The organism is Sinobaca sp. H24 (assembly GCF_023845525.1).
In genome coordinates this window covers 109,665-134,905 of sequence record NZ_JALBWT010000016.1, presented here as the reverse complement: position 1 = coordinate 134,905, position 25,241 = coordinate 109,665, and the positions used below count along the sequence as shown (strand labels likewise).

At 42.9% G+C, this 25,241-nt stretch carries 18 protein-coding genes and 8 pseudogenes; 10 read left to right on the top strand and 16 right to left on the bottom strand.

The features are described from left to right. The 6 genes and pseudogenes from MMY81_RS19215 to MMY81_RS35520 all read right to left on the bottom strand — a co-directional run. A partial coding sequence (locus tag MMY81_RS19215) for a thiolase family protein (RefSeq protein ID WP_252314105.1) occupies positions 1-742 on the bottom strand: 742 nt, incomplete at its 3' end. Positions 743-1,021: 279 nt separating this feature from the next. After that, positions 1,022-1,889, bottom strand: a pseudogene (locus tag MMY81_RS19210) (3-hydroxyacyl-CoA dehydrogenase family protein). A gap of 978 nt (positions 1,890-2,867) precedes the next feature. Next, on the bottom strand, positions 2,868-2,957 hold the full coding sequence (locus MMY81_RS35525; RefSeq protein ID WP_374562356.1) for a peptidoglycan-binding domain-containing protein: 90 nt from the start codon (positions 2,955-2,957) through the stop codon (positions 2,868-2,870). Positions 2,958-2,969: 12 nt separating this feature from the next. Further along, the gene (locus tag MMY81_RS19205) at positions 2,970-3,473 is read right to left on the bottom strand and encodes a peptidoglycan-binding domain-containing protein (RefSeq protein WP_252314104.1); all 504 of its coding nucleotides are present in this window, start codon (positions 3,471-3,473) and stop codon (positions 2,970-2,972) included. A gap of 198 nt (positions 3,474-3,671) precedes the next feature. Next, on the bottom strand, positions 3,672-3,860 hold the full coding sequence (locus MMY81_RS19200; protein WP_252314103.1) for a hypothetical protein: 189 nt from the start codon (positions 3,858-3,860) through the stop codon (positions 3,672-3,674). A gap of 113 nt (positions 3,861-3,973) precedes the next feature. Continuing rightward, positions 3,974-4,319, bottom strand: a pseudogene (locus MMY81_RS35520) (VOC family protein). A gap of 344 nt (positions 4,320-4,663) precedes the next feature. On the opposite strand from MMY81_RS35520, the pseudogene MMY81_RS19190 reads away from it, so the two are divergent. Continuing rightward, positions 4,664-6,597: pseudogene (locus MMY81_RS19190) on the top strand (fructose-1,6-bisphosphatase). A 46-nt stretch (positions 6,598-6,643) separates the two neighbouring features. On the opposite strand, the pseudogene MMY81_RS19185 reads toward MMY81_RS19190, so the two are convergent. The 4 genes and pseudogenes from MMY81_RS19185 to MMY81_RS19170 form a co-directional block, all read right to left on the bottom strand. Then, positions 6,644-7,902: pseudogene (locus MMY81_RS19185) on the bottom strand (coproporphyrinogen III oxidase); the annotation flags it as partial. Positions 7,903-8,233: 331 nt separating this feature from the next. Continuing rightward, positions 8,234-8,599: a YlbF/YmcA family competence regulator gene (locus MMY81_RS19180; protein WP_120193533.1), complete on the bottom strand. Its 366-nt coding sequence runs from the start codon at positions 8,597-8,599 to the stop codon at positions 8,234-8,236. A gap of 77 nt (positions 8,600-8,676) precedes the next feature. After that, positions 8,677-8,805 (bottom strand): DUF445 family protein, encoded by a 129-nt coding sequence (locus MMY81_RS19175; RefSeq protein ID WP_252314102.1) that lies wholly within the window; start codon positions 8,803-8,805, stop codon positions 8,677-8,679. 58 nt (positions 8,806-8,863) lie between these two features. Beyond that, positions 8,864-9,814: a DUF445 family protein gene (locus MMY81_RS19170; protein WP_252314101.1), complete on the bottom strand. Its 951-nt coding sequence runs from the start codon at positions 9,812-9,814 to the stop codon at positions 8,864-8,866. A 146-nt stretch (positions 9,815-9,960) separates the two neighbouring features. Here MMY81_RS19170 and MMY81_RS19165 point away from each other — a divergent pair, with 146 nt between their 5' ends. Next, a complete protein-coding gene (locus MMY81_RS19165; protein ID WP_120193535.1) occupies positions 9,961-10,188 on the top strand; it encodes a DUF5342 family protein in 228 nt (75 codons plus the stop codon). Between the two features lie 47 nt (positions 10,189-10,235). Here MMY81_RS19165 and MMY81_RS19160 read toward each other — a convergent pair. Further along, positions 10,236-11,395: pseudogene (locus MMY81_RS19160) on the bottom strand (iron-containing alcohol dehydrogenase). A 110-nt stretch (positions 11,396-11,505) separates the two neighbouring features. Next, positions 11,506-11,952 carry a DUF948 domain-containing protein gene (locus MMY81_RS19155; protein ID WP_120193537.1) on the bottom strand — a complete coding sequence of 149 codons (447 nt, stop codon included), beginning with the start codon at positions 11,950-11,952 and terminating at the stop codon, positions 11,506-11,508. 905 nt (positions 11,953-12,857) lie between these two features. Here MMY81_RS19155 and MMY81_RS19150 point away from each other — a divergent pair. Further along, positions 12,858-13,640, top strand: a complete 783-nt coding sequence (locus tag MMY81_RS19150; protein ID WP_252314100.1) for a 3D domain-containing protein — start codon at positions 12,858-12,860, stop codon at positions 13,638-13,640. A gap of 7 nt (positions 13,641-13,647) precedes the next feature. Here MMY81_RS19150 and MMY81_RS19145 read toward each other — a convergent pair. From MMY81_RS19145 to MMY81_RS19130, 4 genes and pseudogenes are all read right to left on the bottom strand, one after another. Next, positions 13,648-14,615: pseudogene (locus tag MMY81_RS19145) on the bottom strand (aldo/keto reductase). Positions 14,616-14,768: 153 nt separating this feature from the next. Continuing rightward, entirely contained in the window at positions 14,769-16,487 is a 1,719-nt protein-coding gene (gene cysI, locus MMY81_RS19140) for an assimilatory sulfite reductase (NADPH) hemoprotein subunit (RefSeq protein WP_120193540.1), read from the bottom strand. A 25-nt stretch (positions 16,488-16,512) separates the two neighbouring features. Continuing rightward, positions 16,513-18,346, bottom strand: a pseudogene (locus tag MMY81_RS19135) (assimilatory sulfite reductase (NADPH) flavoprotein subunit). Positions 18,347-18,738: 392 nt separating this feature from the next. Next, positions 18,739-20,664 carry an AMP-binding protein gene (locus MMY81_RS19130; protein ID WP_252314099.1) on the bottom strand — a complete coding sequence of 642 codons (1,926 nt, stop codon included), beginning with the start codon at positions 20,662-20,664 and terminating at the stop codon, positions 18,739-18,741. A gap of 215 nt (positions 20,665-20,879) precedes the next feature. Between MMY81_RS19130 and MMY81_RS19125 the strand changes: the two genes are divergently transcribed. The 7 genes and pseudogenes from MMY81_RS19125 to MMY81_RS19100 all read left to right on the top strand — a co-directional run bounded on the left by MMY81_RS19125 (position 20,880) and on the right by MMY81_RS19100 (position 25,237). Further along, positions 20,880-21,500: an NAD(P)-dependent oxidoreductase gene (locus MMY81_RS19125; protein WP_252314098.1), complete on the top strand. Its 621-nt coding sequence runs from the start codon at positions 20,880-20,882 to the stop codon at positions 21,498-21,500. A gap of 215 nt (positions 21,501-21,715) precedes the next feature. Then, a complete protein-coding gene (locus MMY81_RS19120; protein WP_252314097.1) occupies positions 21,716-22,000 on the top strand; it encodes a LemA family protein in 285 nt (94 codons plus the stop codon). Continuing rightward, entirely contained in the window at positions 21,916-22,143 is a 228-nt protein-coding gene (locus MMY81_RS35515) for a LemA family protein (protein ID WP_374562354.1), read from the top strand. Before MMY81_RS19120 ends, MMY81_RS35515 begins: the two co-directional genes overlap by 85 nt. Positions 22,144-22,495: 352 nt before the next feature. After that, a pseudogene (locus MMY81_RS19115) lies at positions 22,496-23,727 on the top strand (aminopeptidase). Positions 23,728-23,742: 15 nt separating this feature from the next. Continuing rightward, entirely contained in the window at positions 23,743-24,561 is an 819-nt protein-coding gene (gene pdxK, locus MMY81_RS19110; protein ID WP_252314096.1) for a pyridoxine/pyridoxal/pyridoxamine kinase, read from the top strand. Positions 24,562-24,714: 153 nt separating this feature from the next. Continuing rightward, positions 24,715-24,945, top strand: coding sequence for a hypothetical protein (locus tag MMY81_RS19105; RefSeq protein ID WP_120193546.1), 231 nt, complete (start codon positions 24,715-24,717; stop codon positions 24,943-24,945). Between the two features lie 25 nt (positions 24,946-24,970). Further along, positions 24,971-25,237 carry an acylphosphatase gene (locus tag MMY81_RS19100; protein ID WP_120193547.1) on the top strand — a complete coding sequence of 89 codons (267 nt, stop codon included), beginning with the start codon at positions 24,971-24,973 and terminating at the stop codon, positions 25,235-25,237. The last annotated feature ends 4 nt before the right edge of the window (positions 25,238-25,241 follow it).

Genomic DNA, 25,241 nt, shown 5'->3' with positions numbered 1-25,241 from the left:
CTATACGCACTTTAGGCTGAAGACCATTCTTTTCAGCTGCTTCTTCTGACATAACCAGCAATGCAGCTGCTCCATCATTACGACCACTGGCATTACCCGCTGTCACTGATCCATTCTGTTTAAAAGCAGGCTTTAATTTTTTTAGTTTTTCAAGCGTTGTATCTCTTGGATGCTCATCTACTTTAAATTCTATATCCCCTTTTTTTGATTTCACTGAATACGGAATAATTTCCTTATCAAAATAACCATTTTTAATAGCTTTTTTTGCTCTATCCTGGCTCATTAGAGCAAATTCATCTTGCTCTTCTCTTGTAATATTATATTTATCAGCTACATTTTCAGCAGTAATTCCCATATTCAGATCTCCATACTGTTCCATTGGCTGAGATCCCGGCTGACTGGCTGTATTAGGATCTTTCAGCTCTACATTTCCTGCTTTCACTCCAAATCTCACACCATTGACATAATAAGGCGCAGTGCTCATAGATTCTGCCCCGCCTGCAATAATAACATCACTTAAATGAGAATAGATCTGTTGAGCAGCCGAATTCACAGCCTGCACTCCAGAACCGCACTGCCGGTGTATTGTATATCCCGGAATGGTTGCAGGTAGATCTGCCCGAAGCGAGGAAACACGTGCAACATTGGAAACATCTGCGCTTTGCTTCGCCTGACCAATAATTACTTCTTCAATTACATCTTTTGAAATTCCGCGTTTTGGAAATAAGAGATCGAATAACATGTTCCCCTAGTTTATCTACGGTCCCCCTCCAAGGGTACCGCCTAATTTACCTATAGGTATACGCACGGAATCAACAATAACTGCATTTTTCAAATGAATGTCCTCCTTGTAAAATTTTAATTTGTAGTTTAAGAATGAAGCAGTAATAGTATAAGTTCTGTACACAGGCATATATCAAGACAAAGCTTGAAGAAAGATTTTCAGACACCCTTCACCAAAATACTTCAAGTCAAAATTTGATTGTAGTTAAAATATTACTAGACATACACTCCTCTCCTATTACTCATAGTTATAGAATCCGGCTTTATTTTTCTTTCCAAGTCTTCCTGATTTAACATATTTAATAAGAAGTGGCGAGGGCCGGTTTTTCTCCCAACGTCCGGTATAAATATTCCATATTTCTTAATCTTGAATCTAGACCAACAAGGTCAGCCAGTTCCAACGGTCCCATAGGATGGTTTAATCCAAGCTTCATGGCTTTATCAATGTCCTCTGCTGAAGCCACCCCTTCCATAAGCATATTCATTGCTTCATTTCCAATTAAACAGTTCATTCTGGAAGTAACAAAACCAGGAAATTCGTTTACTTCCGCGACTTCTTTGTTCATATTAAAAGCTATCTTTTTCACTGCTTCCACCGTCTCATCCGAGGTATCCAACCCTCTGACGACTTCAATCAATTTCATCTTGTGCACCGGATTAAAAAAATGCATGGCCACTACTTTATCAGGCCTGGAAGTAGCAGCTCCTATTTCTGTTGGACTCATCGTGGATGTATTGGTAGCCAGAATGGCCTCTGGCTTGCAATACTTATCTAGATTTTGAAAAATACTAATTTTTAAGTTTATTTCTTCTAAAACTGCTTCTATAACAAAATCAGCGTTTTCTACACTATCTTTTAAATTTGTGCTGAATGAAATATTTTTCAAGCTGCTTTCAATATCACTTGCAGTAATATATCCTCTCTCTAAACTTTTCTTTAAGTCCTGTTCAATCTTTAGTTCAGCGTCTTTTAGAGTATCAACACTTACGTCATTAAGATTCACTTGATAGCCGTTTAACGACAATGAATAAGCAATTCCTCTACCATAGTGCCCGCTCCAATTACTGCTGCTTTTTTCATAAAAAAACACTCCCTTATTTATCATATAAAATTATTGCACTTATGTTTTATGAAGTTTCTATACGAAACGTTGTTGGAGAATTGATGCCAGAACAAGCCAAATCATATCTTCCCTATTAGGTCTAGGAAAGCTGCCCGCGATGGAAAAGCCCATGTTTCTTGTAAAAAGCTCATAAGCAGGCTGGTGGTCTTTATTTATTATTACAATCAAGACTGTATCAAATTAAAACTGACTGGCCGAAGCACGGTTAATTACCGAACATCGATCAGCCAACTCGATACATCGCAAATTTTAACTTGTGGGGACAGCACTTTTTTTGGGAAAAATTAATTGAGTTTATTCTCTGAATTGAAGTTTGAGTTAATCTTTAATAAAACCAGTCATATAATTCTCCAGTTCAATTAACCGCTTACATTTGTTATTAAAAAAACATTTCAAATACCTCAAATGCTTCATTTTGGATTTATATATGAAATTCTGGATTGAAACTTTCTGTATCAATTAAAGAATACTTATCCATTTGGTTGTTGCGAGTAAGTTTTTCATGATTATTTTCTTTCCTAACTATTTTTTCTTTTCCCAAAAAACATCCCTCTTCTCTATTACTAATTCTAAAAAATAAAAACCTCATTAGTCATATTAACTTACTTTTATTTTTTACATTAGTATTATTAACATATCTTATATCGAATTCTATAAGATTTCAAAAAGAATGTCAAAGAAACTATATAATCAATTTAAATCCTAAAGTAATCATAACTATTTCCAACGGTGTGTGATTGGCTAATAACTTTCTTGGGGATATGATTTCGTTTGGAGGCTACATGGGATATATAGGCTTCCTCCATATAGGTCACTTGTGATCACTCCTATAATTTCTTTAATTGGAAATTCATGTTGAGTGTCCCACGCGCACCTTTTTATGTTGTCTAGCTTAATTTCACCATCTGCGATTAAAAAAAAGCTGCCCTTAAAGGACAGCTTTTTTTTCAGATAAATAGTTTATCGTACGTAAGTGAATATGGAATCCCAGGTTTCTGGTCCTACCACTCCATCGACCTGCAAGCCGGAGTGTTCCTGGTACACACGAATGTTTCTTTCGGTTTATTCCATAATGCCATCAACAGCCATTTCCATTCCTCTTTCTTCCGTTAGAAATCGCTGAATCTCCATGACATACTCGCCCCTGTCTCCGTATCGGAATATTTCATTAGGGTATGGATGAAGCTCGGATAAACTTTGATACGTATTTGGACCAACGACACCATCAACAGTTAATCCATAAGTATCCTGATAACTTCTCACACTATCCGCTGTGTTTGGTCCGAAAATGCCATCCACATTCGTTGAAAATCCTCGAGTATCCAATAACCGCTGAACATCAGAAACATATTCGCTTCTTTGATCTCCTTGCCGGAGGATAACATCTCCATTAGTTAACGCTAAATAAATATTAAAACCTTCATTAAATTCTTCATGTCCGGTATCTACATCAGAATAATCTGTTGTGCTTGGATCTTCGTGTGTAGAAGCTAATGAGGTAGCTGGACCAGCCGCCATGCCTAATGCTACTGCACCTGCTAAACTTACCATTGCAAATTTCTTCAAAAGAAAAACCCCAAAAAAATAGTATATTGTACCATTTTTTGTTTTCCACTAATTGTATAATAATAAACTTATTAAAAGTTAGATTGTATATTACTCTCTCTATTAGTACCTCTTGCTCTTTAACCACTGTCTTTTTTATTCTCTGGATAAAGAACAGACATTAAAAAGAAAATCGCATAGAAATAATAGCTATTTGCGCTAAGAATATACCGGTAAACCGAGCCCGGGAGTTATAAAACCAGCTGAGAATAAACCTAATGATATTATTCCTATTGTGAGCGTCAGCAGACGATATTTCCCGTTCATTTTTGCAGCATTTTTAATAAAGAAAACAACGCCTGCCGCAATAAAAGAAATGACTATGGTATAGAAATAAATGGAAAGCATTTTAACACCTCTTCACTATGGCCTTCATTTTTTCTAAGAAATCTCTATCTAATAGATATTTGTTTTCCCTGCTTATATCATCTTTACAGCAAAAGCTATTAAACCGAATTAATTTACACCCATTCCAGGAACTCGAGGCGGTTTCCGAAAGGATCGTGTATGTAAAATCGGTTTGCCCCTTGTAATGGTTCATCTTCTATTACTTCTATATTTTTTCCTGTATTCGTTTTTTTAATTCTTCCAGATGGTCCACTTCAAAGCTGGATGGGCCTTTTTGGCAGGGCTGAATTCATCCTGTATACCAATGTGCAGCTGATGGCTGCCGCATTGAAACCAAACCCCGCCTCGTTTCGCTAAGTTTTCAGGCTTAGGTCTCTCTTCCATTCCTAATATTCCTGCAAAGAATTCTCTCGCTTCTTCTTCTGCAGCTTTTGGCGCCGCTAATTGGATATGATCCAATCCTTAAAATAGTACATTTTTTTCCTCCCTGATTTTGTATTCACCGTAAAACCTCTTATGCATGGATATACTCCTCTTTACTTTATCAAGAGAGGAAATCCATTTAAAGAAAAAAAGAAATTTATTCCATTTTTCAGCCATATTGTTTTTTTTACTTATGCTTCCCCTCCTTTCTTGATGAACTGTAAAAATATTCTTGTTATTTCACTAGCCCTTGTAGAATATCTGCTATAAACTAAAGATATACAGAAAATTGCTACTAATAAAATGGGGATATTGCATTCATTAAGGATGGACTTATCTTTACTGGAAATGGGAGTACGAATGTTGAGAGGGGTGGCCTAATGGAAAATTTAAAGTATTTAGATCTGCTTGCCCAGAAATATGAAAGTGAAGAAAAAGTCGTCACTGAAATTATTAATCTTGAAGCCATACTTGACCTTCCAAAGGGGACGGAACATTTTGTAAGTGATTTACACGGGGAGTACCACGCGTTTCAGCATGTACTGCGTAACGGCTCCGGAAATGTAAAAATGAAAATTATCGATCTTTTCAAAGGAGAACTGGCCGATTGGGAGATCAATGAATTTGCGACATTGATTTATTACCCGGAAGAGAAGCTGCAGTTAGTAAAAAGTAATTTCAGCAGCAAACAGGAACTGCGGGATTGGTACATAGACAGCATCGCACACATGCTGAAGCTTGTTTCCTATGCGTCTTCCAAATATACTCGTTCAAAGTTACGTAAAGCGCTTCCCAATCAGTTTGTGTATATTATTGAAGAATTATTATATAAAACCGATGAGTTCAAAAACAAGAAAGAATACTACGGGAAAATGCTTGAACGTATTATTTCCTTGGGCCAGGCCGACAAATTGATTATTGGACTCGCCTACACGACGCAGCGATTGGTAGTGGACCATCTTCATGTAGTAGGAGATATTTATGACCGGGGGCCGGATCCGCATAAAATTATGGATACGCTCATTCATCATCATTCTGTAGACATTCAGTGGGGAAACCATGATGTTTTATGGTTAGGCGCTTTTGCCGGCTCTAAAGTCTGCCTGGCAAATATTATCCGGATCTGCGCGCGTTATAACAATCTCGATATTATTGAAGATGTGTACGGCATTAATCTGCGCCTCTTTTGAACCTAGCGGAGAAATATTATGATGATAATCCGGCGTTTCGTCCGAAGCGTAATGCAGGGGAACAACTGACCGAGCAGGAACAGCTTCAGATTACTAAGATTCATCAGGCCATTTCTATCATTCAGTTTAAACTCGAAAGTCCCATTATTAAAAGACGCCCCTGCTTAAATATGGAAGATCGGCTCTTGCTTGAGAAAGTCGATTATGAAAACAATGAAGTGACCCTTCATGGCAAAACGTACTCGTTGGAAAAACCTTGTTTTGCGACTATTAATCCGGAACGGCCTGAAGAATTATTAGAGGAAGAACAACAGGTTATTGATAAACTGCTCTTCTCTATTCAGCATTCCGAAAAACTGACCAGACATATGGACTTTCTCATGAAGAAAGGCGGCCTGTATTTAAAATATAACGGAAATCTGCTGATCCATGGATGTATTCCTTTAGATGAAGACGGAAGCATGAAAGAAATGGAAATTGAAGGCACCACCTATGCCGGCCGTGAACTGCTCGATGTTTTCGAACGCTATGTGCGGAATGCCTTTGCCCACCCGGAAGATACAGATGACTTTGCAACCGATATGATCTGGTACTTGTGGACAGGAGAAAATTCCTCTCTATTTGGTAAAAGAGAAATGACTACCTTTGAACGGTATTTCATTAAAGAAAAAGAAACACACAAAGAGCGAAAAATCCTTACTATTACCTGCGTGAAGATGAGGAAATGTGCCGAAGGATGCTGGCTGAGTTTGATCTCAATCCCGATCAGGGACGTATTATCAACGGACATACGCCGGTAAAGGAAATTGATGGAGAAGATCCAATCAAAGCGAATGGAAAGATGATTGTTATTGATGGCGGATTCTCGAAAGCGTACCAGTCCACCACAGGAATAGCCGGATACACCCTTTTTATACAACTCCTATGGCATGCAGCTCGTCGCTCATCAACTGTTTAACTCAAAAGAAGACGTGTTAACAAAAGAAACAGATGTCTTTTCTGTAAAAAGACTGGTTGATGAAGAACTGGAACGTAAAAAAGTAAGAGAAACGAATATCGGCGAAAAACTATTACAGGAAATCAACAGCTTGAATAGTTTAAGAGAACATCGTTATATAAAATAATATTCATAGAAAAAGACTGTTCCTCCTCTTAAGGAACAGTCTTTTTTTATGCTTTCTGGGAAGCTGGAAACAGCCCGGAAAGGGTATCTAATTTTTTCACCGTATATTCACCGTACGACTGAATATAGGAGATCGGGTCTTTCGGATTGGCAAACCGTGTGATGCGGCCCGTTTCCGGATCCACCCACTTGCTTGCCGCGCCGCAGCCAAGTCCGATAATCGTCTGCAGCTCTTCCATAATAATAATATTATAGAGGCTCTCTTTGCCTTTAAAGGAATACCCGACGTTTTCCAGGTTGCCGAGTATATTTTTCTGCCGGTACAAATAATAAGGCTCATAGCTGTGATCGGCCATCCACTGCGAGGACAGATTCATCATCTGTTCCACTTCCGCCGGCTCCGCTACTTTGTATTTGTTTTTCTGGCGCGTCATTTCCGATGCTTTTTTAAACGACAGCGTATGAACGGTTACAGACTCCGGCAGCAGCTTTTCTGTTTCTGCGAGGCTGTGGGCCATCTCTTCCATGCCTTCGTTCGGCAGACCGATAATTAAGTCCATATTAATATTATTCATGCCGTGGACTTTGGCCAGCTTATACTTATCAATCGTCTCTTCCACCGAATGATGACGTCCGATCGCTTTCAGCGTTTCATTCGTAAAGGACTGTGGATTAATGCTGATCCGGTCAATATTCCACTTTTTTAATACGTCCAGCTTTTCCGGAGTAATCGTATCCGGCCGTCCGGCCTCTACGGTAATCTCCCTGATGTTTTCTATATCGGGAATCACCTCATACATATGACTATATAAGGCATCCATCTCTTCGGCAGTGATGCTCGTCGGCGTGCCGCCTCCGAAATAAATCGTGTCGACCGGTACATTGTTCTCCTTAAGCCAGCGGCCCGTTTCTTCCATCTCATAATGGAGGCCTTCCAGAAACGTTACGACCGATCCGTTCCGGCCATTCATCGCATAGGCAGGAAACGTACAGTACGCGCATTTGGTCGGACAGAACGGAATCCCTATATAAATGCTGACACCTTTGGAAAGCTCGTAAATATCCGGAAGCACTTCCTGCTGCTTAAGGGCAATACTCGTTAAAAGCTCTGCCTTTTCCGGAGTCACAATATAGTCTTCCAGCAGCCAGTGTTTAATATCTTCCGGTCCCGCTCCGCCCTGGTGCCATTGATGCCAGAGCTTCGTCGGACGCATCCCTGTTAACAGCCCCACGGCTGTTCGGTATGAAACCATTTGTTTAACAGCTGAACCGTTACGTGGAGTTTTCTTCTTTTGATTTCTTTACTGTCGGGAGCCTCCTGCGTAAACGCAGCTGATGGATAATAAGTATAGGAAAGCTCCGCCTCTTCTCCGTGCAGGGTTCCTCTCGTCTGATCGCGGCTCGAAGAAAAGGACAGCGTCATTTCCGTATCTTCATTCTGCTCTTCGGTCACTTGAGCTGTCTGCCGTAAAGATCGACGGTGTGCTGGAAGTTCTGCTTTTCTTTTTCCTCCACACCTTTAATATATAGTGCACCATACTGTTCTGCTCCTTTGTTCATCAATTTGCCCGGCATGGTTGGATTGTTTGATTTTTTATTTGAAAAAAACCCCTCCGAAAAGGGGTTTTTCTTTCATACTATTGAACGTTTTCTGGATCGTCCGGGTTTCCGTAAAGCTCTTCCAACGGCTCTGTAATAATTTTGTTTACATCTCCGATGACTGTGCTTACTTTCTGCTCCTGCTCCATCAACAATGAGATAACCTCATGCTGCTGAACCATTTCAAACTGCTGTTGAGCCTGCGTGATCTCTTCTTCAGTTGGCTGCTGGCCCTGCATCTGCTTTTGCTGCAGTTCAAGCTGCACGTTTCTGAAGTTATCGAGCATACGCTTAGCCACTTCATCTTCTTCTACCTGAACATGAAGATTTTTAAGCTGTTGAAATTCATCGCTATCACGCAAAGAACGGGATAGTTCGTGTGCTTTATCATAAACATTTGACATAACTAATGACCTCCTTTAAAACAATCTTGTACGATCATAACAGACTCACCTGGGAAATTCACGTATTTCGACTACATTTATGAAAAAAATAACGCAAACAATCCTTGAAACGCGCCGATAAACCCGCCAAGCAGGGCTCCTAGATACGTAATCATTTTAAATTCTTTTCCTGATATCGCGAGCACCATCGCTTCCAGACGTCCCACGAGAATGTATCGACCCGCTCCCGGATAACATCTTCAAGCTCCAGATAATCAAATACGCTCAACAGCTTTGCAGACAATGCCGGCTGCACCTGATCCACAGCTCGGGGATCCATTTATTAATAATGTGCTCTTCATAGGAAGGCGCCCACTCTGCAATCGGCATATCCAGACGATCGAGTACCGTCAGCTCCCGATTCAATGCTTTCACGGAATACCGCGCCACTGATTTCGTATTTAACTGGGCACCGGCTTTCCATACCGGCTGGTCGAGCAGCTTTTCCCATTCTTTAATAATAAATCCTTTGAAAAACATGGCCGAGGAAGGATCCCTGAAAAACCGGACCAGTTCAGGCTGGAGCTTATCGAGGATTTTATCATTGCCGAACATGGAGCTGAGAAAGTTAAATACGGACCCTTTCCCCTGCAGAAATTTCTCCAGCAGCGTTTCCAGCTGAACTCTTCCTGCATCGCTTTCAAAGTAACGGGCTCCTTTGTCCGCTATTCTTGCTGCAAAGGAATCAAAATATGATTCTGCTGAAATTTTCCACTCCGGCGGCAGCATGTCATCAATGGATTTTTCCTGGTTATGATAAATAAACATCTGCAGTTTTTTATCTATCCATTCTTCCGAATAAGCTGTCATCTTTCCGCGGGCATCGGTGACGCCTGCATACTGCTTTAGCAGGTCCGCCACGGAGCGTTCTGAATGCATCCATCCTTTTGCTTCCCGCTGCAGAATTTGTATGACCTGCTTTTGAAATCCTCTTTCATTGAATTTCTCCTGCATTCCTTCCGGGGTCAGCAGATGATCAACGACCATCCGCCCCATCTGCTCTGCCATATCTTTTCTTCGTTTTGGAATCAGACCCGGCGTAAATGGAACTCTCCAATTTTTTATATATACAGCCTGATAAGGCCGAAACAGCATCTTAATGGCCAGGGAGTTGGTTGCGCCTCCAATAATTGCTCCCATTGCTATCATGATTAGTATTAACAGTATGGCATTCATAATTTGTATCTCCTTTGTTTCACTCGCTTACGGGTCAATCATACTTTACCAATCCACTGCTTTTCAGGCAAGCAATTGCAGTGAATTATGGCGTGGAAAAGGAATATGCTACGATATTAGTATAACGCAGTAAAGGAGAGATACGAATGATCAGCCACTTTCAATGGAAAGAAATAAAAAACAACTGGATTAACCGTGAATGGGCTGTCTCCTTCTATTATAAAGGAGAACACATTAATGGAAGTTACTTTAAAGATGGCAGCATGGAGCTTCCCATCGATTCTTTCACGCAGGAAGAACAGGAAAAGATAAAAGCGCAGATTCATGATCTGATGCTTTATCACGTATACGAAGACCATCATCCGGAAACATAAAAAAAGCCCTCTGAACGGCTTCACCGTTTAGAGGGCTTTCGTATTTCCTACAAAGAAGCCTGCAGAATCGCTTTTACATCATCCTGCTGAAGAGAGTTGAAGTTACCGAATTCGCCGTTAATCATCGCCTTACCCGTGATAACGTCCAGCTTGGAGTCATCAATATCGTAATAGGATAACTGCTCCGGCGCTCCAATACTGCTCCAGAATTCACGGAGCTTCTGAATGCCTTCCATCGCAGCTTCTTCATCCGTTTTGCCGGATGGATCTACGCCAAATACACGGACAGCGAGCTGGCGGAAGCGGGCAGGATTGACTTGGACATTATGCTTCATCCAGTTTGGGAATAAAATAGCCAGGCCGCCTGCATGCGGGATGTCATAAACCGCCGATACGGCGTGCTCTATATTATGCGATGCCCAGTCTCCGTTGTATCCCATCTGCAGCATACCGTTAAGCGCTATGGTACCGGAATAAAGAATCGGCGGTGCTCATAGCTCTGCAGATCCTGCATTAATTTCGGTGCTGCTTCTTTTACAGTCAGCAGAACCGATTCGCACATTCTGTCCTGAAGAGGCGTGTGGGACGCATTATTAAAGTACTGCTCCATCACGTGCGTCATCATATCTACAATACCGTACACCGTCTGGTCTTCAGGTACGCTTTTCGTATATTCCGGATCAAGTATGGAGAAATCAGGAAATACAGCCGGGCTGCCCCATCCGTACTTTTCCTGGGTTTCCCAGTTTGTAATAACGGAGCCGGCATTCATTTCAGAGCCTGTTGCCGCCAGTGTTAACACTGTTCCGAAAGGAAGAGCTTCTTTTGCAGAAGCTTTTTTTGTTACAAGATCCCAGGCCGGGCCGTCGTATTTTGCGCCGGCTGCAATCAGCTTCGTGCAGTCAATAACGCTTCCTCCGCCGGCTGCAAGCAGAACATCTATCCCTTCCCGTTTGCAGATTTCAATACCTTTTTCAGCGGTAGTAAGCTTCGGGTTTGGCTCCACGCCGGATAATTCGAAAATTTCTGCGCTCATTTGATGAAGTTCCTGGATAATATCATCATATAATCCGCTTTTCTTTATACTGCCGCCGCCATAAACGAGCAGCACTTTCTTTCCGTGCTTAGGCAGCTCAGTCTGGAGCTTCTCCAGCTGATCTTTACCGAAAATTAATTTGGTTGGGTTGTAAAACGAAAAGTTATTCATAAAATCCTCCTTCAAATTGTTAGGACTTACTTATTATAACCAGCCTCATCTAAAAAAAGACAGGAAGCAGGCTTCCTGTCTTTTTTTAATAGGCAGCATAAGCAGGATAATTATTCTGCTGTATTGGCTAGACCTGCTTTTACGGCATTTCGTTTTTGAAACAAATAGTAGCCTGCCAGTGCTGATTCATAAACAGTACCGAGATTGTTGCGGCCTTCTACATCTGTTCCCTGGGCACTTCCGCCTTTTAAGGACATGGTCATATCAACCAGAGAAGAGGATTCGTTTCTCGCTCTTTCTCCTGCATTTGCCACAATGTACACAATTGGTGCATACGAAGCAATCTGCTTGTTTACTTCTGTCAGTGCGCTGTTTGCTTTACTGAACATATCATTAACCTGGGCACCGCCCTGTTCAACCTGTTCAGGCAGTTTATTTACCGTTTCGTTAATGCCCTTGAGCGTTGAAGCTACGTTAAGCAGTACCTTCATAAGCACCAGTACTAATATGGCAAAGACAATTCCAACTATTAATACAATAATTCCAGCTATATTCATCGTTCACTCCTCCTTTATGTATTTATCATACACTCCTTTATATGTACCACCAAACAGGGTTAGGTAAAACACTAATATGTCCGGATCCCTTCATAAAGAAAAAAAACAGCTCTGCTGCAGCGGCTGATCCGCTGAAACAAAGCTGTTTAGTAATGCTCTGCTTTTCTTATAGGAAGAAAAGCTTCCGTTCACTGATGTAACCTGTCCGTGTGCAGAAGTCCCCCGACTGCTCAGCACGGAACATAAAGAGTGGTCATTTCACCTTTTTTCAGGTCCCGCAACCCGGGAAAAGATGATTTCATTTTCACAGATATAGTAATTGGTACGCTGCGGATAATGAGAACTGTGCATGGTCCCGCAACCTTGCAGCAGCTTCCAAAATATTTTCCGGCTTGAAAGTATACTGATATACTTCATCAGGCACGTGAAATATTCACTGCAGCGTGTTCTCTATTATTGTACCCCGTTTTGCATGCTTTTACATCCCTCTTTTTCATTATTTTTCATATTATTTATAAATAATGTATATCGAGACGAAGTCCCGGTCCAAAGAGTCGTTGTGCCTGCAAAATGGCTGGGCGTTTACTGCTTTCACCTGAGTCGAAAATAACAGGCTGCCTCCTATTATTCTCAGCATTTGGATAATCAATGCATCCATTTATAATATTGATTTTTCTAAATATATCATTACGATTACAAAGATTTTTAAAATATTTCCCACCAACTTTCAAAACCCCTATTCTTGAGCATATAGGGAGAAAAGTATGAGTAGTTTCGGATGATGACAGAAACTTAACATTTATTTCAGTTGTATTTCATTATCAAAAAACGTATTGTAACCTGTTCTTTTTTTAGATATATTCGTACTCGGCAAGTAACCCAAACAAAACATAAGGAGTGTTTCGATGAAATTTTCAAGTCCCCGTTTAAAAACAGGTATAGTAACAGCAGCAGTAGGTACTCTATTATTTATTGCTTCTCCCGCAGATAGTGATGCAGCTTCAACAGATTCTTACATTCAGCAAGGTCAGTCCAACGAAGCCGTTGTAGAGCTTCAGGAAGATCTTCAGAGCCTTGGACTATATGATTACAAAATTGACGGCATTTTCGGTTCTATTACAGCTTCTGGAGTTAAAGAACTTCAAGCAAGCGCCGACATTAACGTTGACGGAGTAGTTGGACCTAACACACGCTCTGCTTTAGAAAACTCCCTTGATTCTGGATCTGATGTCGCTCCCGCAAGCACAACTAAATCCAGCGAATCAGAGTCTTCTAAAGAAGAAGCACCAGCTGAAGAAAAAGCACCTTCCGAGTCTACTTCAAGTGAATCTGCTCCAAAAGAAAAAGAAGCTGTAGCATCTGCTAACACTTCTTCAGAACAGACTTCTTCGCCTGAAGGACAGTCTATGACTATGGAAGCTACTGCATACACTGCAGGCTGCGCAGGATGCTCCGGTATTACTGCTAACGGCACAGACCTTCGTAACAGCCCTAACAAAAAAGTTATCGCTGTAGACCCTAGCGTTATCCCACTTGGTTCTAAAGTACACGTTGAAGGCTACGGAACAGCTATCGCAGCTGACACTGGCGGAGCTATCAAAGGCAACCGCATTGACCTTCACGTACCTACTAAGTCCGATGCATTCTCATTCGGCCGCCAGAGCGTTAAGGTAACAGTATTGAACTAATAAAGCGTCATTTAAAAAGCACCAGCCTCCCGAGAGGCTGGTGCTTTTTTTGTTTTGGCAGCTCATTTCCGGCTGCAAGGTAGATGTCATACCATTCCTGTCTTGTAAGCATCACGTCTGAGGCTTTTGCTATGCCTGTGAGGCGTTCTGTGTTCATTGTGCCTGCTATGGTCTGGATACCGGCTGGATGCCTTAAAATCCATGCCACAGCTGCTGCTGATGGAGTGATGTTGTAACGGTCCCCTATTTCGCGGAGCTGTTTGTTCAGCTCAGGAAACTTGTCGTTATCGACAAATACGCCTTCCATCATTCCGTATTGAAACGGAGACCAGGCCTGAATCGTCATATCATGAAGCCTGCTGTAATCAAGAATGCTGTCATCGTGGGAAATGGAAGGTGTATTCTTCATGTTTACGTTAAGCCCTGCATCAATCATCCCTGAATGCATAATGCTGAACTGAAGCTGATTTGCGATTAAATCCTGCTTTACATGTTTTTTCAACAATTCAATCTGCATTGGGTTCTGGTTGCTGACTCCGAAATGCTTTACTTTTCCGCTCTCTTCCAATTCATTGAAGGCTTCTGCTACCTCCTCAGGCTCCACTAAAGCATCCGGCCTGTGCAGCAGCAGGACGTCTATATAATCGGTCTTCAGCCGCTTTAAGCTTTGTTCTACGGATTCAATAATATGTTCTTTGGAAAAATCAAATGATCGGCTGCGGATGCCGCATTTTGTCTGGATAATCATCTTTTCCCGCAGATCGTCATTCATTCCTGCCGCTTCTGCAAATACAGTATCTGCCTGTACGTTTTCATCTGCGTATATATCCGCGTGATCAAAAAATTAATTCCTGCATCCATGGCGTTTCTAATCACTTTTTCTGCTTCTGTTTTGGACAGGTCTTTTATGCGCATGCATCCTAAACCAATGTTGGGCACTTCCAGACTGCTCGTACCAAGTTTCAATTGCTTCATTAATAAAAACTCCTTTGTCATTTAGCTGCCGTTTACCTATACCCTTTAAAAGGAAACTCAATCCCTTTTCATCACCTGAACCGATCCATAAAAAAGCCTCCACCATTTTCAGGTGAAGGCTTTTTTATTTGCTGCATGATTAAAATTCATAGTTCAGCGGTGGAAATTAGTACCGGAAGTTACTTCTTCTACATAACCGGCACGGATAACGAAATCACCGAAATGCTCATTTTCTTCACGCTCTTTAGCATATTGATCGAATAAGGGACGGAGGCTTTCCAATATTTCTTCCTCGCCGATATTTTCCTTGTACATTTTGCTGAGTCGTTCTCCCGAAAAGCCGGCTCCAAGATACATATTGTATTTACCGGGTGCTTTTCCGATAAAGCCGATTTCTCCGAGTGCTGCCCGGGAACAGCCGTTGGGACAGCCCGCCATGCGGATAATAATTTCTTTATCGCTGAGTCCGGACTGATCGAGCAGTTCTTCAAGCTTGTCGACTAATGACGGCAGATAGCGCTCTGATTCAGCCATTGCCAGTCCGCACGTCGGAAAGGCTACACAGGCCATAGAGTTTCTGCGAAGAGCAGACTGATTCTCACCGTCTGTCAAACCGTATTTTTCTACGATTTCCATTACTTTCTTTTTCTTCTGGGTCGTAATATTGCTGATGATTAGATTTTGATTCGCGCTCAGCCGGAACTCTCCTGTATGAAGTTCAGCAATTTCACGAAGTCCTGTCATAAGCTTATAGTCTTCGGTATCTTTAATACGGCCGTTCTGGATAAACAAATTCAAGTGCCATCTTCCATTATGGCCCTTGCTCCATCCATAGCGGTCTCCGCTGCTTTCGAATTCATACGAGCGTGCTTCTTCGAGTTCCCAGCCGAGCCGGCTGTGAAGCTCTTCTACGATATTCTCCAGGCCGAGACGGTCAATGGTGTACTTAAAACGGGCGTATTTTCTTACGCTTCTGTCACCGTAGTCTCTTTGGATCGTAATTACTTTTTCAGCTAAATCAACAATTTTTTCAGGCGTACAGAAACCAACGATTCTGCCAAGCTGCGGATACGTCGCCGTATCGCCGTGGGTCATGCCCATGCCGCCGCCCAGAGAAACATTAAAGCCGGCCAGCTTTCCGTCTTCAATTACCGCTATCAGGCCGATATCCTGTGAAAAGACATCCACATCGTTTGATGGCGGAACAGCAATACCAATTTTAAACTTACGGGGAAGATAGGTTTCGCCGTACATAGGCTCTGCATTATCTTCTGAATCGCTGTCCATGATTTTTTCTTCGTCCAGCCACATTTCATAATACGCTCTTGTTTTCGGAAGCAGATCATCACTCAGGCGCTTGGACCATTCATATACTTCCTCGTGAATCTGCGACTGGTATGGATTTGGGGTACACATTACGTTTCTGTTTACATCTCCACAGGCGGCCACCGTGTCCATCAAAGATTCATTGATAGACTGGATGGTTTTTTTCATATTCCATTTTAATATGCCGTGGATCTGAAACGTCTGGCGTGTCGTCAGCTTGAGGGTTTCATTCCCATATTGATAGGCAAGCTTATCCATCATCAGCCATTGATCAGGAGTAGCTACTCCTCCCGGCAGACGGACACGCAGCATGAATTGATATGCCGCTTCCAGCTTTGAGCGCTGGCGTTCTTTACGGAGGTCCCGGTCATCCTGAAGATAGCTGCCGTGGAATTTCATCAGGCGGTTATCATCGTCCGGGATGCCGGCACTGATTCTGTCCTCCAGTGTTTCTACGAGCGTTCCACGCAGGTAATTACTTTCCGTTTTTATTCGTTCTACGTCACTCGGCGGACCATCAACCGGAGCTAATTTATTGTTAGCCATGAATTATAACTCTCCTTTATATGCCTTAATACACGTCACGCTGATATCTTTTCTGCTGCTGCATCTCTGCAACGTATTCATCGGCCTGCATTTCACTCATGCCGCCTTCTTCTTTCAGAATCTGCAGAAGGGTCTGATGAACGTCGTGCGCCATGTTCTTTTCGTCTCCACAAATATATAACACTGCACCCTGTTCTATCCACTCATAGAAACTCTTTACTTTTTTCAAGCATGCGGTGCTGCACATAGATTTTCTCTTCTGTATCACGCGAGAAAGCCACATCCATTTTAGCAAGCGTTCCGTTTTTCAGCCATTTCTGCCAGTCTGTCTGGTAGAGGAAATCACTGACAAAATACTGTTCGCCGAAAAACATCCAGCTGTTGCCTTCAATATTCTGCTCTTCCCGCTCTTCCATAAAGGAACGGAACGGTGCAGCTCCAGTACCCGGTCCTACCATAATGATAGGGGTATCCGCACTTTCCGGCAGTTTGAAGTTGGGATTGTGCTGCACATAAACAGAAAATTCATCGCCCGGCTCCGAGCGCTCTGCCGTCTGGCCGGAGCAGACACCGGTACGTTCTCTTCCATGAGAATCATAGCAGACTTTACCAATCGTCAAATGCACTTCTTCCGGATTTGCCGAAGGACTGCTTGCGATGGAATACAAACGCGGCGGAATTTTACGAAGAATCGCTGTAAACTCGGAAGCTGATGCCTTCCATGGCGCGAAGTCCCTGAGCAGATCCAGAAGATCCCTGCCGTAAATATACTCTTTAAGCTTACTCTCATTTCCTTCCTGTGTAAGCTTTAGAAGCTCAGGATTTTCGGAAAGGCCGGCAATTTTTTCCATCATCGGCTTGGTAAGCACTGTAATTTCGTAATAAGTAATAAGCGCATCACGGAGGGAGCTTACTTTACCCTGCTTGTTCAGCTGTATGGTTTCATCCGGATCCCATCCCATTTCCTCAATAACCTGGTCAGCCAGCACTGGATCATTTTCAGGGAAAATGCCCAGACTGTCGCCGGGTTCATATTCAAGATTGGATCCTTCAAGCGACAACTCGAGATGAAGGGTTTCTTTATTTGATCCACGGCCATTTAAATTCAGGCTTTCCAGAAGCTCTGCTTTAAACGGATTCGTACGGGAGTATGCCGTCTGCTCTGTTTCTACTGCACTGTCCGGCGTTTGGGAAGCAGAAGGTGCAGAAGCAGCAGCCTGGTTTTCATTCAGGGCAGTAATGACGCCTTCCATCCATTCTGCGGCATCTTCATCAAAATCAACATCGCAGTCGACACGTTCCGTAAGCTGCTTTCCACCAAGTTCAGCAAGCTTCGTATCAAATTCTTTACCCGTCTGACAGAAAAATTCATATGAACTGTCTCCGAGGGATAATACTGAATACTGCAGTTCCTGAAGCTGAGGCGCTTTTCTTCCATTTAAAAACTCGTAGAAGGACACAGCGTTGTCGGGCGGGTCGCCTTCCCCGTGGGTACTCACAATAACGAGTAGATTTTTTACTTTTTTCAACGTATTCGCTTTAAAATCATTCATAGAAGAGAGGGTTACTTCATATTGCTGATTTTCTAACTTTTTAGACATTTCTTCTGCTATCGACTGTCCATTTCCAGTCTGGGAACCAAATAAGATGGTTACTTCTTTGGAGACCGGCTCTGCTGCAGGGGCCTGGGATGTCTGCGGCGCTTCTGCTACTGCTGTGGTTCCTGCAGATGCTGCCTGGGACGCTGCCAGATATCCGCTCAGCCACGTTTTCTGTTCTTCCGTAAGCGATGGAAGAACTTTGTTTAAAAGCTCTGTTTGTTCTTGGTTAAAAGGACTATTTATTACCTGAAGCTGCAAAGAGATCCACCTCACAAAGATATTTTTATATGTTAACTGCTTTATTTACGATAAACAGCAGCGACACTCATTATAACAATTTTCAATAAACAACGGGTAAAGTATCTATTTTTCCACCGGAGTCTCTGCTTATAAAAAGCGGCTTCCAGAAAAAAATAAAGACTCTTTGCTTGGAAAGAGCCTTCTTACGCAGGCATCTATTCTCTTTATTTATCAGCAAACTGTTTTTCTAATAAAACACATTGGTTATATCGGAATTAAGATAATTATACTAAATAGTACGGAAAATTCAAGGTCTTGAAAGAAAGTTTATAAGACGAAAATGCGAAACTCTCACTTTTGGCATGATAAAAACGACAGCTTCTTTATAAGGAAACTGCCGTCGTGAAAATCTACATCTTCCCTGCTTTTTCTTTAATATCCTCAAGAGTCTGCGGGTTTTCAAGAGCCGATAAATCACCTGTTTCTTCATTTAGAAAAGCAGAGCGAACCGCTCGTCTCATAATTTTACCGTTTCTTGTCTTTGGAAGATCGTCCGAAACAAGTGACCTTCCCATACTGCTCTCACAGCGTCTTCCTGCTTCTTCAATGATTTTTTTATCCGGCTGGTTTCCTTCATTTAATACAATAAAACATACAAGAGCCTCCCCTTTTTTCTCATCAGGGATCCCGATGGCAGCCGCTTCTTTTACTGCATAATGTTCCACCAGAATCGATTCGATTTCGCCGGGCCCCACCCGCTTGCCGGCAATAGTCATCACATCGTCCGATCTTCCTGTAATGGTCCAGTAGCCTTCTTTTGTCTTTATTGCCCAGTCCCCATGGACCCAGATATCCTTCCATCTTTTCCAATAAGCTTCTTCATACCTTTGAGGCTCTTTCCAAAAACCGGATGTCATGCCGACCCACGGCTTTTTCACTACCAGTTCTCCCACTTCATCTGTTACCGACTGGCCGTCATCATTGAATACGTCCGCCGCCATACCCGGAATGGCACTGTTAAAAGTAGCCGGACCGATTGGCTTTAATAGGAGATTTCCTAAAATGCCGCCGGATGTTTCTGTGCCTCCCGAGTAATTAATGATAGGAATTCTGCTTCTGCCGGCTGTCCGGAACAGCCATTTCCACGGTTCCGGGTTCCATGGCTCTCCGGTGGATCCTATCACTCTAAGAGAGGACAGGTCTTTTCTTTCTGTCCATTCTTTACCATGCTGCATTAGAGAACGGATGAGAGTCGGAGAGACTCCCAAGTGGGTAATACCTGCTGATTCTGTCAGCTTCCACAGTCGATCCGGTTCCGGATAATCAGGTGCGCCTTCATACATCATTAAACAGGCGCCGTTTATCAGAGCTCCGTACACAAGAAACGGCCCCATCATCCATCCCATATCTGTATACCAGCAGAACGTATCCCCTTTTTTCACATCCATGCACAGACCTGCGTCAAATGCCGCCTTTATAGGAAAACCGCCATGTGTATGAACCGTTCCTTTAGGTTTTCCGGTGGTACCTGATGTATAGAGCAGCATAAACGGTTCGTCGCTTTTCGCTTTATGAACCTTATCAAGCGGGGAATGATTTATAATGTCTTTCCAGGTTATATCTATCTTATCCCGGATTTCTACGTCATCCTCCCGCTCTACAATGATCAACGTTTTTCCGGATTCGGATAAATCGACCGCCCGGTCCGCCTCTTTCTTCATTAAAACCGGACGGCCTTTTCTCGTATAGCCGGAGGCCGCAATCAAAACAGAAGAACCAGCAGCATCCATTCTTGCCGCTACGGCTTCCGCCCCGTACCCTGAAAAAACGGGCGAGAAAACGGCACCGATCTGTGAGAGAGCCATCATGGAAATAACGGTTTCCGGAATCATCGGCATATACAGCGTAACTACATCGCCTTTGCTTATTCCTGAATGCTTCAATCCATTGGCTGCCCGTTTAACGGCAGCTGTGAGCTCCTCAAATGTATACTGTTCCTGCTCTCCGTCTTCCCCTTCCCACTTCAGAGCCGTGCCCTGTTTGGTATCCTCCTTTTCCGCCCATTTAAATACGGCATTGTGAGAAGCATTCAGTTTTCCTTTTACATACCAGTGCGGCCATTTCCAGCCGTCAGAAAGATCAAGCGCATACCTGTAATGGTGGAACCATTCAATATCCAGCTCCTTTTCCGCCTGGCTCCAAAACCAGCTTATATCCAGTATCGAGGCTTTATAAAAAGCATCGTAGTCGGTATAGCCAAGTTTTCTCATCCACTTGTGCAGCCTTGTCGCTTTTATTTGAATATCTGTCGGAAACCACCAGTCCTGCTTATCCACACTGCATCACCCTTTTGTTCAGATTGGATGGAGAAATTTTTTCATTGATTACTTCTATTTTATCATTTGATATCCATTTAATTTGGTAACGTTTTCAAATACGGTGCAGGAAATAATGAATGCTTTATTTCCTTATCTTTCCAGGCTTTTATGTTTCTTCTGCTGCGAACAGGGGAAAATACAGTAGTATTAAGCTTTGAGAAAGTAGGTATAGTATGAAAATTGCTCTTTTTGGAGGAACCGGCAGAGTCGGGCGCTACATTTTGGATATGCTGCTGGAAGAAAACATCGAAGTTGCTGCGCTCGCACGTTCTCCTGAGAAATTAACATCAGCCTCTCCTCTATTAAAGGTCATAAAAGGGGACGCTCTTCATAAAGAAGATGTCGAACAGACGATTCAAGGAGCGGATGCAGTTATCAGCGCCCTTGGCACCGATAAACAGAATACGCTTCAGCAGAGTATGCCTCATATTATTGAGGCTATGGAAACGCACAATATAAACAGGCTTCTGACAATAGGTACAGCAGGTATACTCGATGCACGCTCAGAACCGGGAACGTACCGCTTCGCTTCCTCTGAATCAAAGCGCCGCAGTACGACGGCCGCAGAGGATCATGCCAAAGTATATGAAATGCTGCAAGCAACCGGCCTCGTCTGGACGATTATCTGTCCTACTTACCTGCCTGATGGCGAAGAGCACGGAAAAAATCCGTGCCGAAGAAGATTTTTCCTAAAGATGGCTATAAAATCACTACAGCCGATACAGCTGCTTTTCACCGTTCACCTTTCCTTCATCCCGCCTATGAAAGAAAAACGGGTAGGCATTACGTATTAAAAAGGAAAAGCATTTTCTATTATATGGCAGGTGTGTTTTTCACCCGGCACTCGTGGTATAATAGACTAATGCTTTTGCAGGCAGAATACTGCCGCATGCTATAAAGGAGGTTGATGGAATGTGACCTTTTTTGGACCGTTCTCGGAATAGTTATCGTTATTGCTTTAGCAAGCTGGATAATTGGATATTAATGCGTTAATCAAATACTTAAACTGGTGGAAGAGTCATGGGAACAGGTGGAAGTGCAGGTCAAGCGCCAATTCGATCTCATTCCTGAGCTTGTAGACACTGCCCAGCCCTATATGCGTCATGAACAGGCGCTTCTTGAAAAGCTTCTGGAACTCCGCAGCGGACTTGATTCCAGAAAACAGTCAAGAGCAGAGCTTGTGGAGCTGACGAAGCACTATCTGCATCCCTGCGCAGTGTATTTGATAAAAAACAGGAAAATGAAGGCTTACAGGGAAATAAAGATTTTGAAAGACTGGAAGCTCTCTTTATAGAATCGGAAGCAAAGCTTGATAAAGCAAAGCGTGTGTATAATAATACCGTTACAAAATACAACAGTAAAATCCAGTCCGTTCCTACCCGGTTTGTAGCGGACGCACATAATTTCCATTCCAGGGAAACCGTGCATATCCATTAAAAAGACACTGTCCGCAGTGCTCTTTTTTTGTCATTTAATTCTATAAAACGAACAAAATATTCCTAGTGTTATATTTTTAATAAAAACAGCCGCTGGAGCAAGCATATATCAGTAGAATACGGCTCATCACTCATACCCGGTTTACGTATTATTTTACCTTTTGATACGATAGTACCTGCATTGGGAAGGGACCGGTTTTCGTCTATCCGCTCCCGGTTTTCTTTGTTTTTAAATACGTACAATACCTTTTAGCGATTGGAGCTGTTCCAATCGTTCTTTTTTTTGTCCATATTATGATACAATTTTGACAGACTTTCATTACAACCAATCCAGCCGCAAAGGAGACAGCATCATGACAGATTTTAATACAAAACTAGAAAATTATGCATCGTTGTCCATTAAAAAGGGAGTCAATCTTCAAAAGGGGCAGATTCTGGTCATCGCCGCTCCCATTCATTCATATGAGTTTGTAAGAGTGCTTGCTGAAAAAGCGTATGAAGCAGGAGCTCACAATGTCCACGTGGAGTGGTCCGATGAACAACTTGCCAAGCTGAAGCTCGATCACGCGCCGATGGAGGCTATTCAGGAATATCCGTGGTGGCATTCCAAAGCACGCGAAGAGCTGGCAGAAAGAGGCGCCGCTTTATTACTGTGAAATCATCCGATCCGGATCTGCTGAAAGATGCAGACGCAGGAAAAGTGGCCGCTGCCAATAAAGCCGCCGGAGAAGCTATGAAGAATTTCCGTAATTATATTCAGTCTGATAAAGTAAGCTGGCTCGTTACGGCTGCCCCCTCCGCCGGATGGGCTAAAAAAGTCTTCCCGGAAGCATCTGAAACAGAGGCCGTGCAGCAGCTGTGGGAAGCTATTTTCAAAGCCGTCCGCGCCGACCTTGAGAATCCCGTGCTTGCCTGGGAAGAGCATGACAAAAAGCTTCAGGCCAAATCTGCTATTCTTAACAGCAAAAAATACAAGCAGCTGCATTATACAGCTCCCGGCACGGATTTAAAAATTGACCTGCCGGATCATCATATTTGGGCAGGCGGCGGCGGACCGAATACGGAAGGTGTTCATTTTATCGCCAATATGCCTACCGAGGAAGTGTTTACCGTTCCGCATAAAGACGGCGTAAACGGCTATGTTAAAAACACAAAGCCTTTAAATTACAGCGGCAATGTCATTGATGATTTTACTATTCATTTTAAAGATGGAAAAATTGTTGATTTTTCTGCCGGTGAAGGAGAATCCACTCTCCGCAATCTTATCGATACCGATGAAGGGTCCCACCGGCTCGGAGAAGTGGCTTTGGTTCCCCACAGCTCCCCTATTTCCCAAAGCGGCATCCTTTTTTACAATACGCTTTTCGATGAGAACGCTTCGAATCATTTAGCAATAGGAAGCGCCTATGCTTTCTGTGTAGAAGGCGGCACTACAATGAACGAACAGGAAAAGCAGGAGGCCGGTTTAAACACCAGCCTGACCCATGTTGACTTCATGGTAGGAAGCAATAAAATGAATATTGAAGGCATTCTGCCGGACGGTACAAAAGAATCTGTATTTCAAAATGGCGAATGGGCCATATAAGAAAGGATGATAGATATGAGCTTAAATAAAGTACTCAGTATCGCAGGCTCTGACACGAGCGGCGGTGCCGGCATTCAGGCGGACCTGAAAACATTTCAGGAGCTTGAAGTATACGGAATGACTGCACTGACAACCATTGTGGCACAGGACCCCGACCGGGACTGGTTCCACGCCGTTTATCCTCAGGATATCCGCGCCCTGGAAGCCCAGCTGCAGACCGTACTCAAAGGAATAGGCGTAGACGCAGCCAAAACGGGAATGCTCGGATCAAAAGAAGTAATTGAACTGGTTGCAGAAAAGGTAGAAGAATTTAAAGTAGAAAAATTAGTAGTTGATCCGGTGATGGTATGCAAAGGCACCGATGAAGCGCTGAATCCTGAACTGGATCAGTACTTGCGCGACACACTTGTTCCTAAGGCTCTTGTCGTGACGCCTAACTTATTTGAAGCGTCTTCGATTGCCGGAACCGTCCCGTTGAAAACTATTGACGATATGAAACAGGCAGCAGCACTTATTCATGAAAAAGGCCCGGCTTTTGTTATCATCAAAGGCGGTGGTGAAATTGGCGGAAACAGTTCTACGGATGTTTTTTATGATGGAAAAACATTTGAACTGCTGGAATCGCCTAAAGTAGATACCGCGTATACCCATGGAGCCGGCTGCACTTTTTCCGCAGCCATTACAGCCGAAATTGCAAAAGGAGTACCGGTTAGAGAGGCAATCGCTCTGGCAAAACAGTTTGTTCATGCAGCCATTACAGATTCATTTCCTCTCAACAGCTATATCGGCCCCGTTAACCACACGGCCTACCGCCACCATTCGGCAAAAAAATAATAAATTATAAACATCCCCTCCCCCCGTCAAAGCCACACGGTTTTGATGAGGGGGATTTCTTTCGTTGTTATTAATGAAGCTGCCTGAATATTTTCTTCTGCCGGCTCACTCATGCTATAATGCTAAAGATATAAAGATACAAAGGAGAAAAAGATGGAATTAGTAAAATGCAGACGTACCGTATGGAAAGCACTGCACCATGATTATATAGAACCTCAGAACGGAACTATCCTGTTTCAGGAAGGTTACGTATATCCGGTTTTTCAGGACAGTTCCGGCACCTGGCTGTCTACAGACGAAGAAGGGGTCCCTCATGTTATTTCAGAAACAGAAGAGTCCCTGGAGTCAGACCCATGGTTTGAAGTTCATTTCATTAAGGTATAGAAATGGATAAAGGAGGAATGCGGCAGTGAAACAGCATATAATCGTACATGGCCTCGTTCAGGGCGTTGGTTTCCGGCAGTTCACAAAAATGGAAGCAGATAAACTTTCCATTTACGGATGGGTTCATAACAAAACAGACAATACCGTGGAAATCGCAGCGGAAGGCGATGACAAAGCGATGAGGTCTTTTTTGACTTCTGTGGAAAAAGGGCCGCGTTTTTCGAAAGTGGATAAAATCGAGGTCAACCCAATCGATGAAGTTGATCATAAACAAAGCTTTAAAGTAAAATAAAAGA

Excerpts from the sequence above, each read along its gene's own strand:
- MMY81_RS19200 (WP_252314103.1), bottom strand. The coding sequence starts at position 3,860 with ATGCTTTCCATTTATTTCTATACCATAGTCATTTCTTTTATTGCGGCA.
- MMY81_RS19180 (WP_120193533.1), bottom strand. The coding sequence starts at position 8,599 with ATGTCAAATGTTTATGATAAAGCACACGAACTATCCCGTTCTTTGCGT.
- MMY81_RS19170 (WP_252314101.1), bottom strand. The coding sequence starts at position 9,814 with ATGAATGCCATACTGTTAATACTAATCATGATAGCAATGGGAGCAATT.
- MMY81_RS19165 (WP_120193535.1), top strand. The coding sequence starts at position 9,961 with ATGATCAGCCACTTTCAATGGAAAGAAATAAAAAACAACTGGATTAAC.
- MMY81_RS19155 (WP_120193537.1), bottom strand. The coding sequence starts at position 11,952 with ATGAATATAGCTGGAATTATTGTATTAATAGTTGGAATTGTCTTTGCC.
- MMY81_RS19150 (WP_252314100.1), top strand. The coding sequence starts at position 12,858 with ATGAAATTTTCAAGTCCCCGTTTAAAAACAGGTATAGTAACAGCAGCA.
- cysI (WP_120193540.1), bottom strand. The coding sequence starts at position 16,487 with ATGGCTAACAATAAATTAGCTCCGGTTGATGGTCCGCCGAGTGACGTA.
- MMY81_RS19125 (WP_252314098.1), top strand. The coding sequence starts at position 20,880 with ATGAAAATTGCTCTTTTTGGAGGAACCGGCAGAGTCGGGCGCTACATT.
- pdxK (WP_252314096.1), top strand. The coding sequence starts at position 23,743 with ATGAGCTTAAATAAAGTACTCAGTATCGCAGGCTCTGACACGAGCGGC.
- MMY81_RS19105 (WP_120193546.1), top strand. The coding sequence starts at position 24,715 with ATGGAATTAGTAAAATGCAGACGTACCGTATGGAAAGCACTGCACCAT.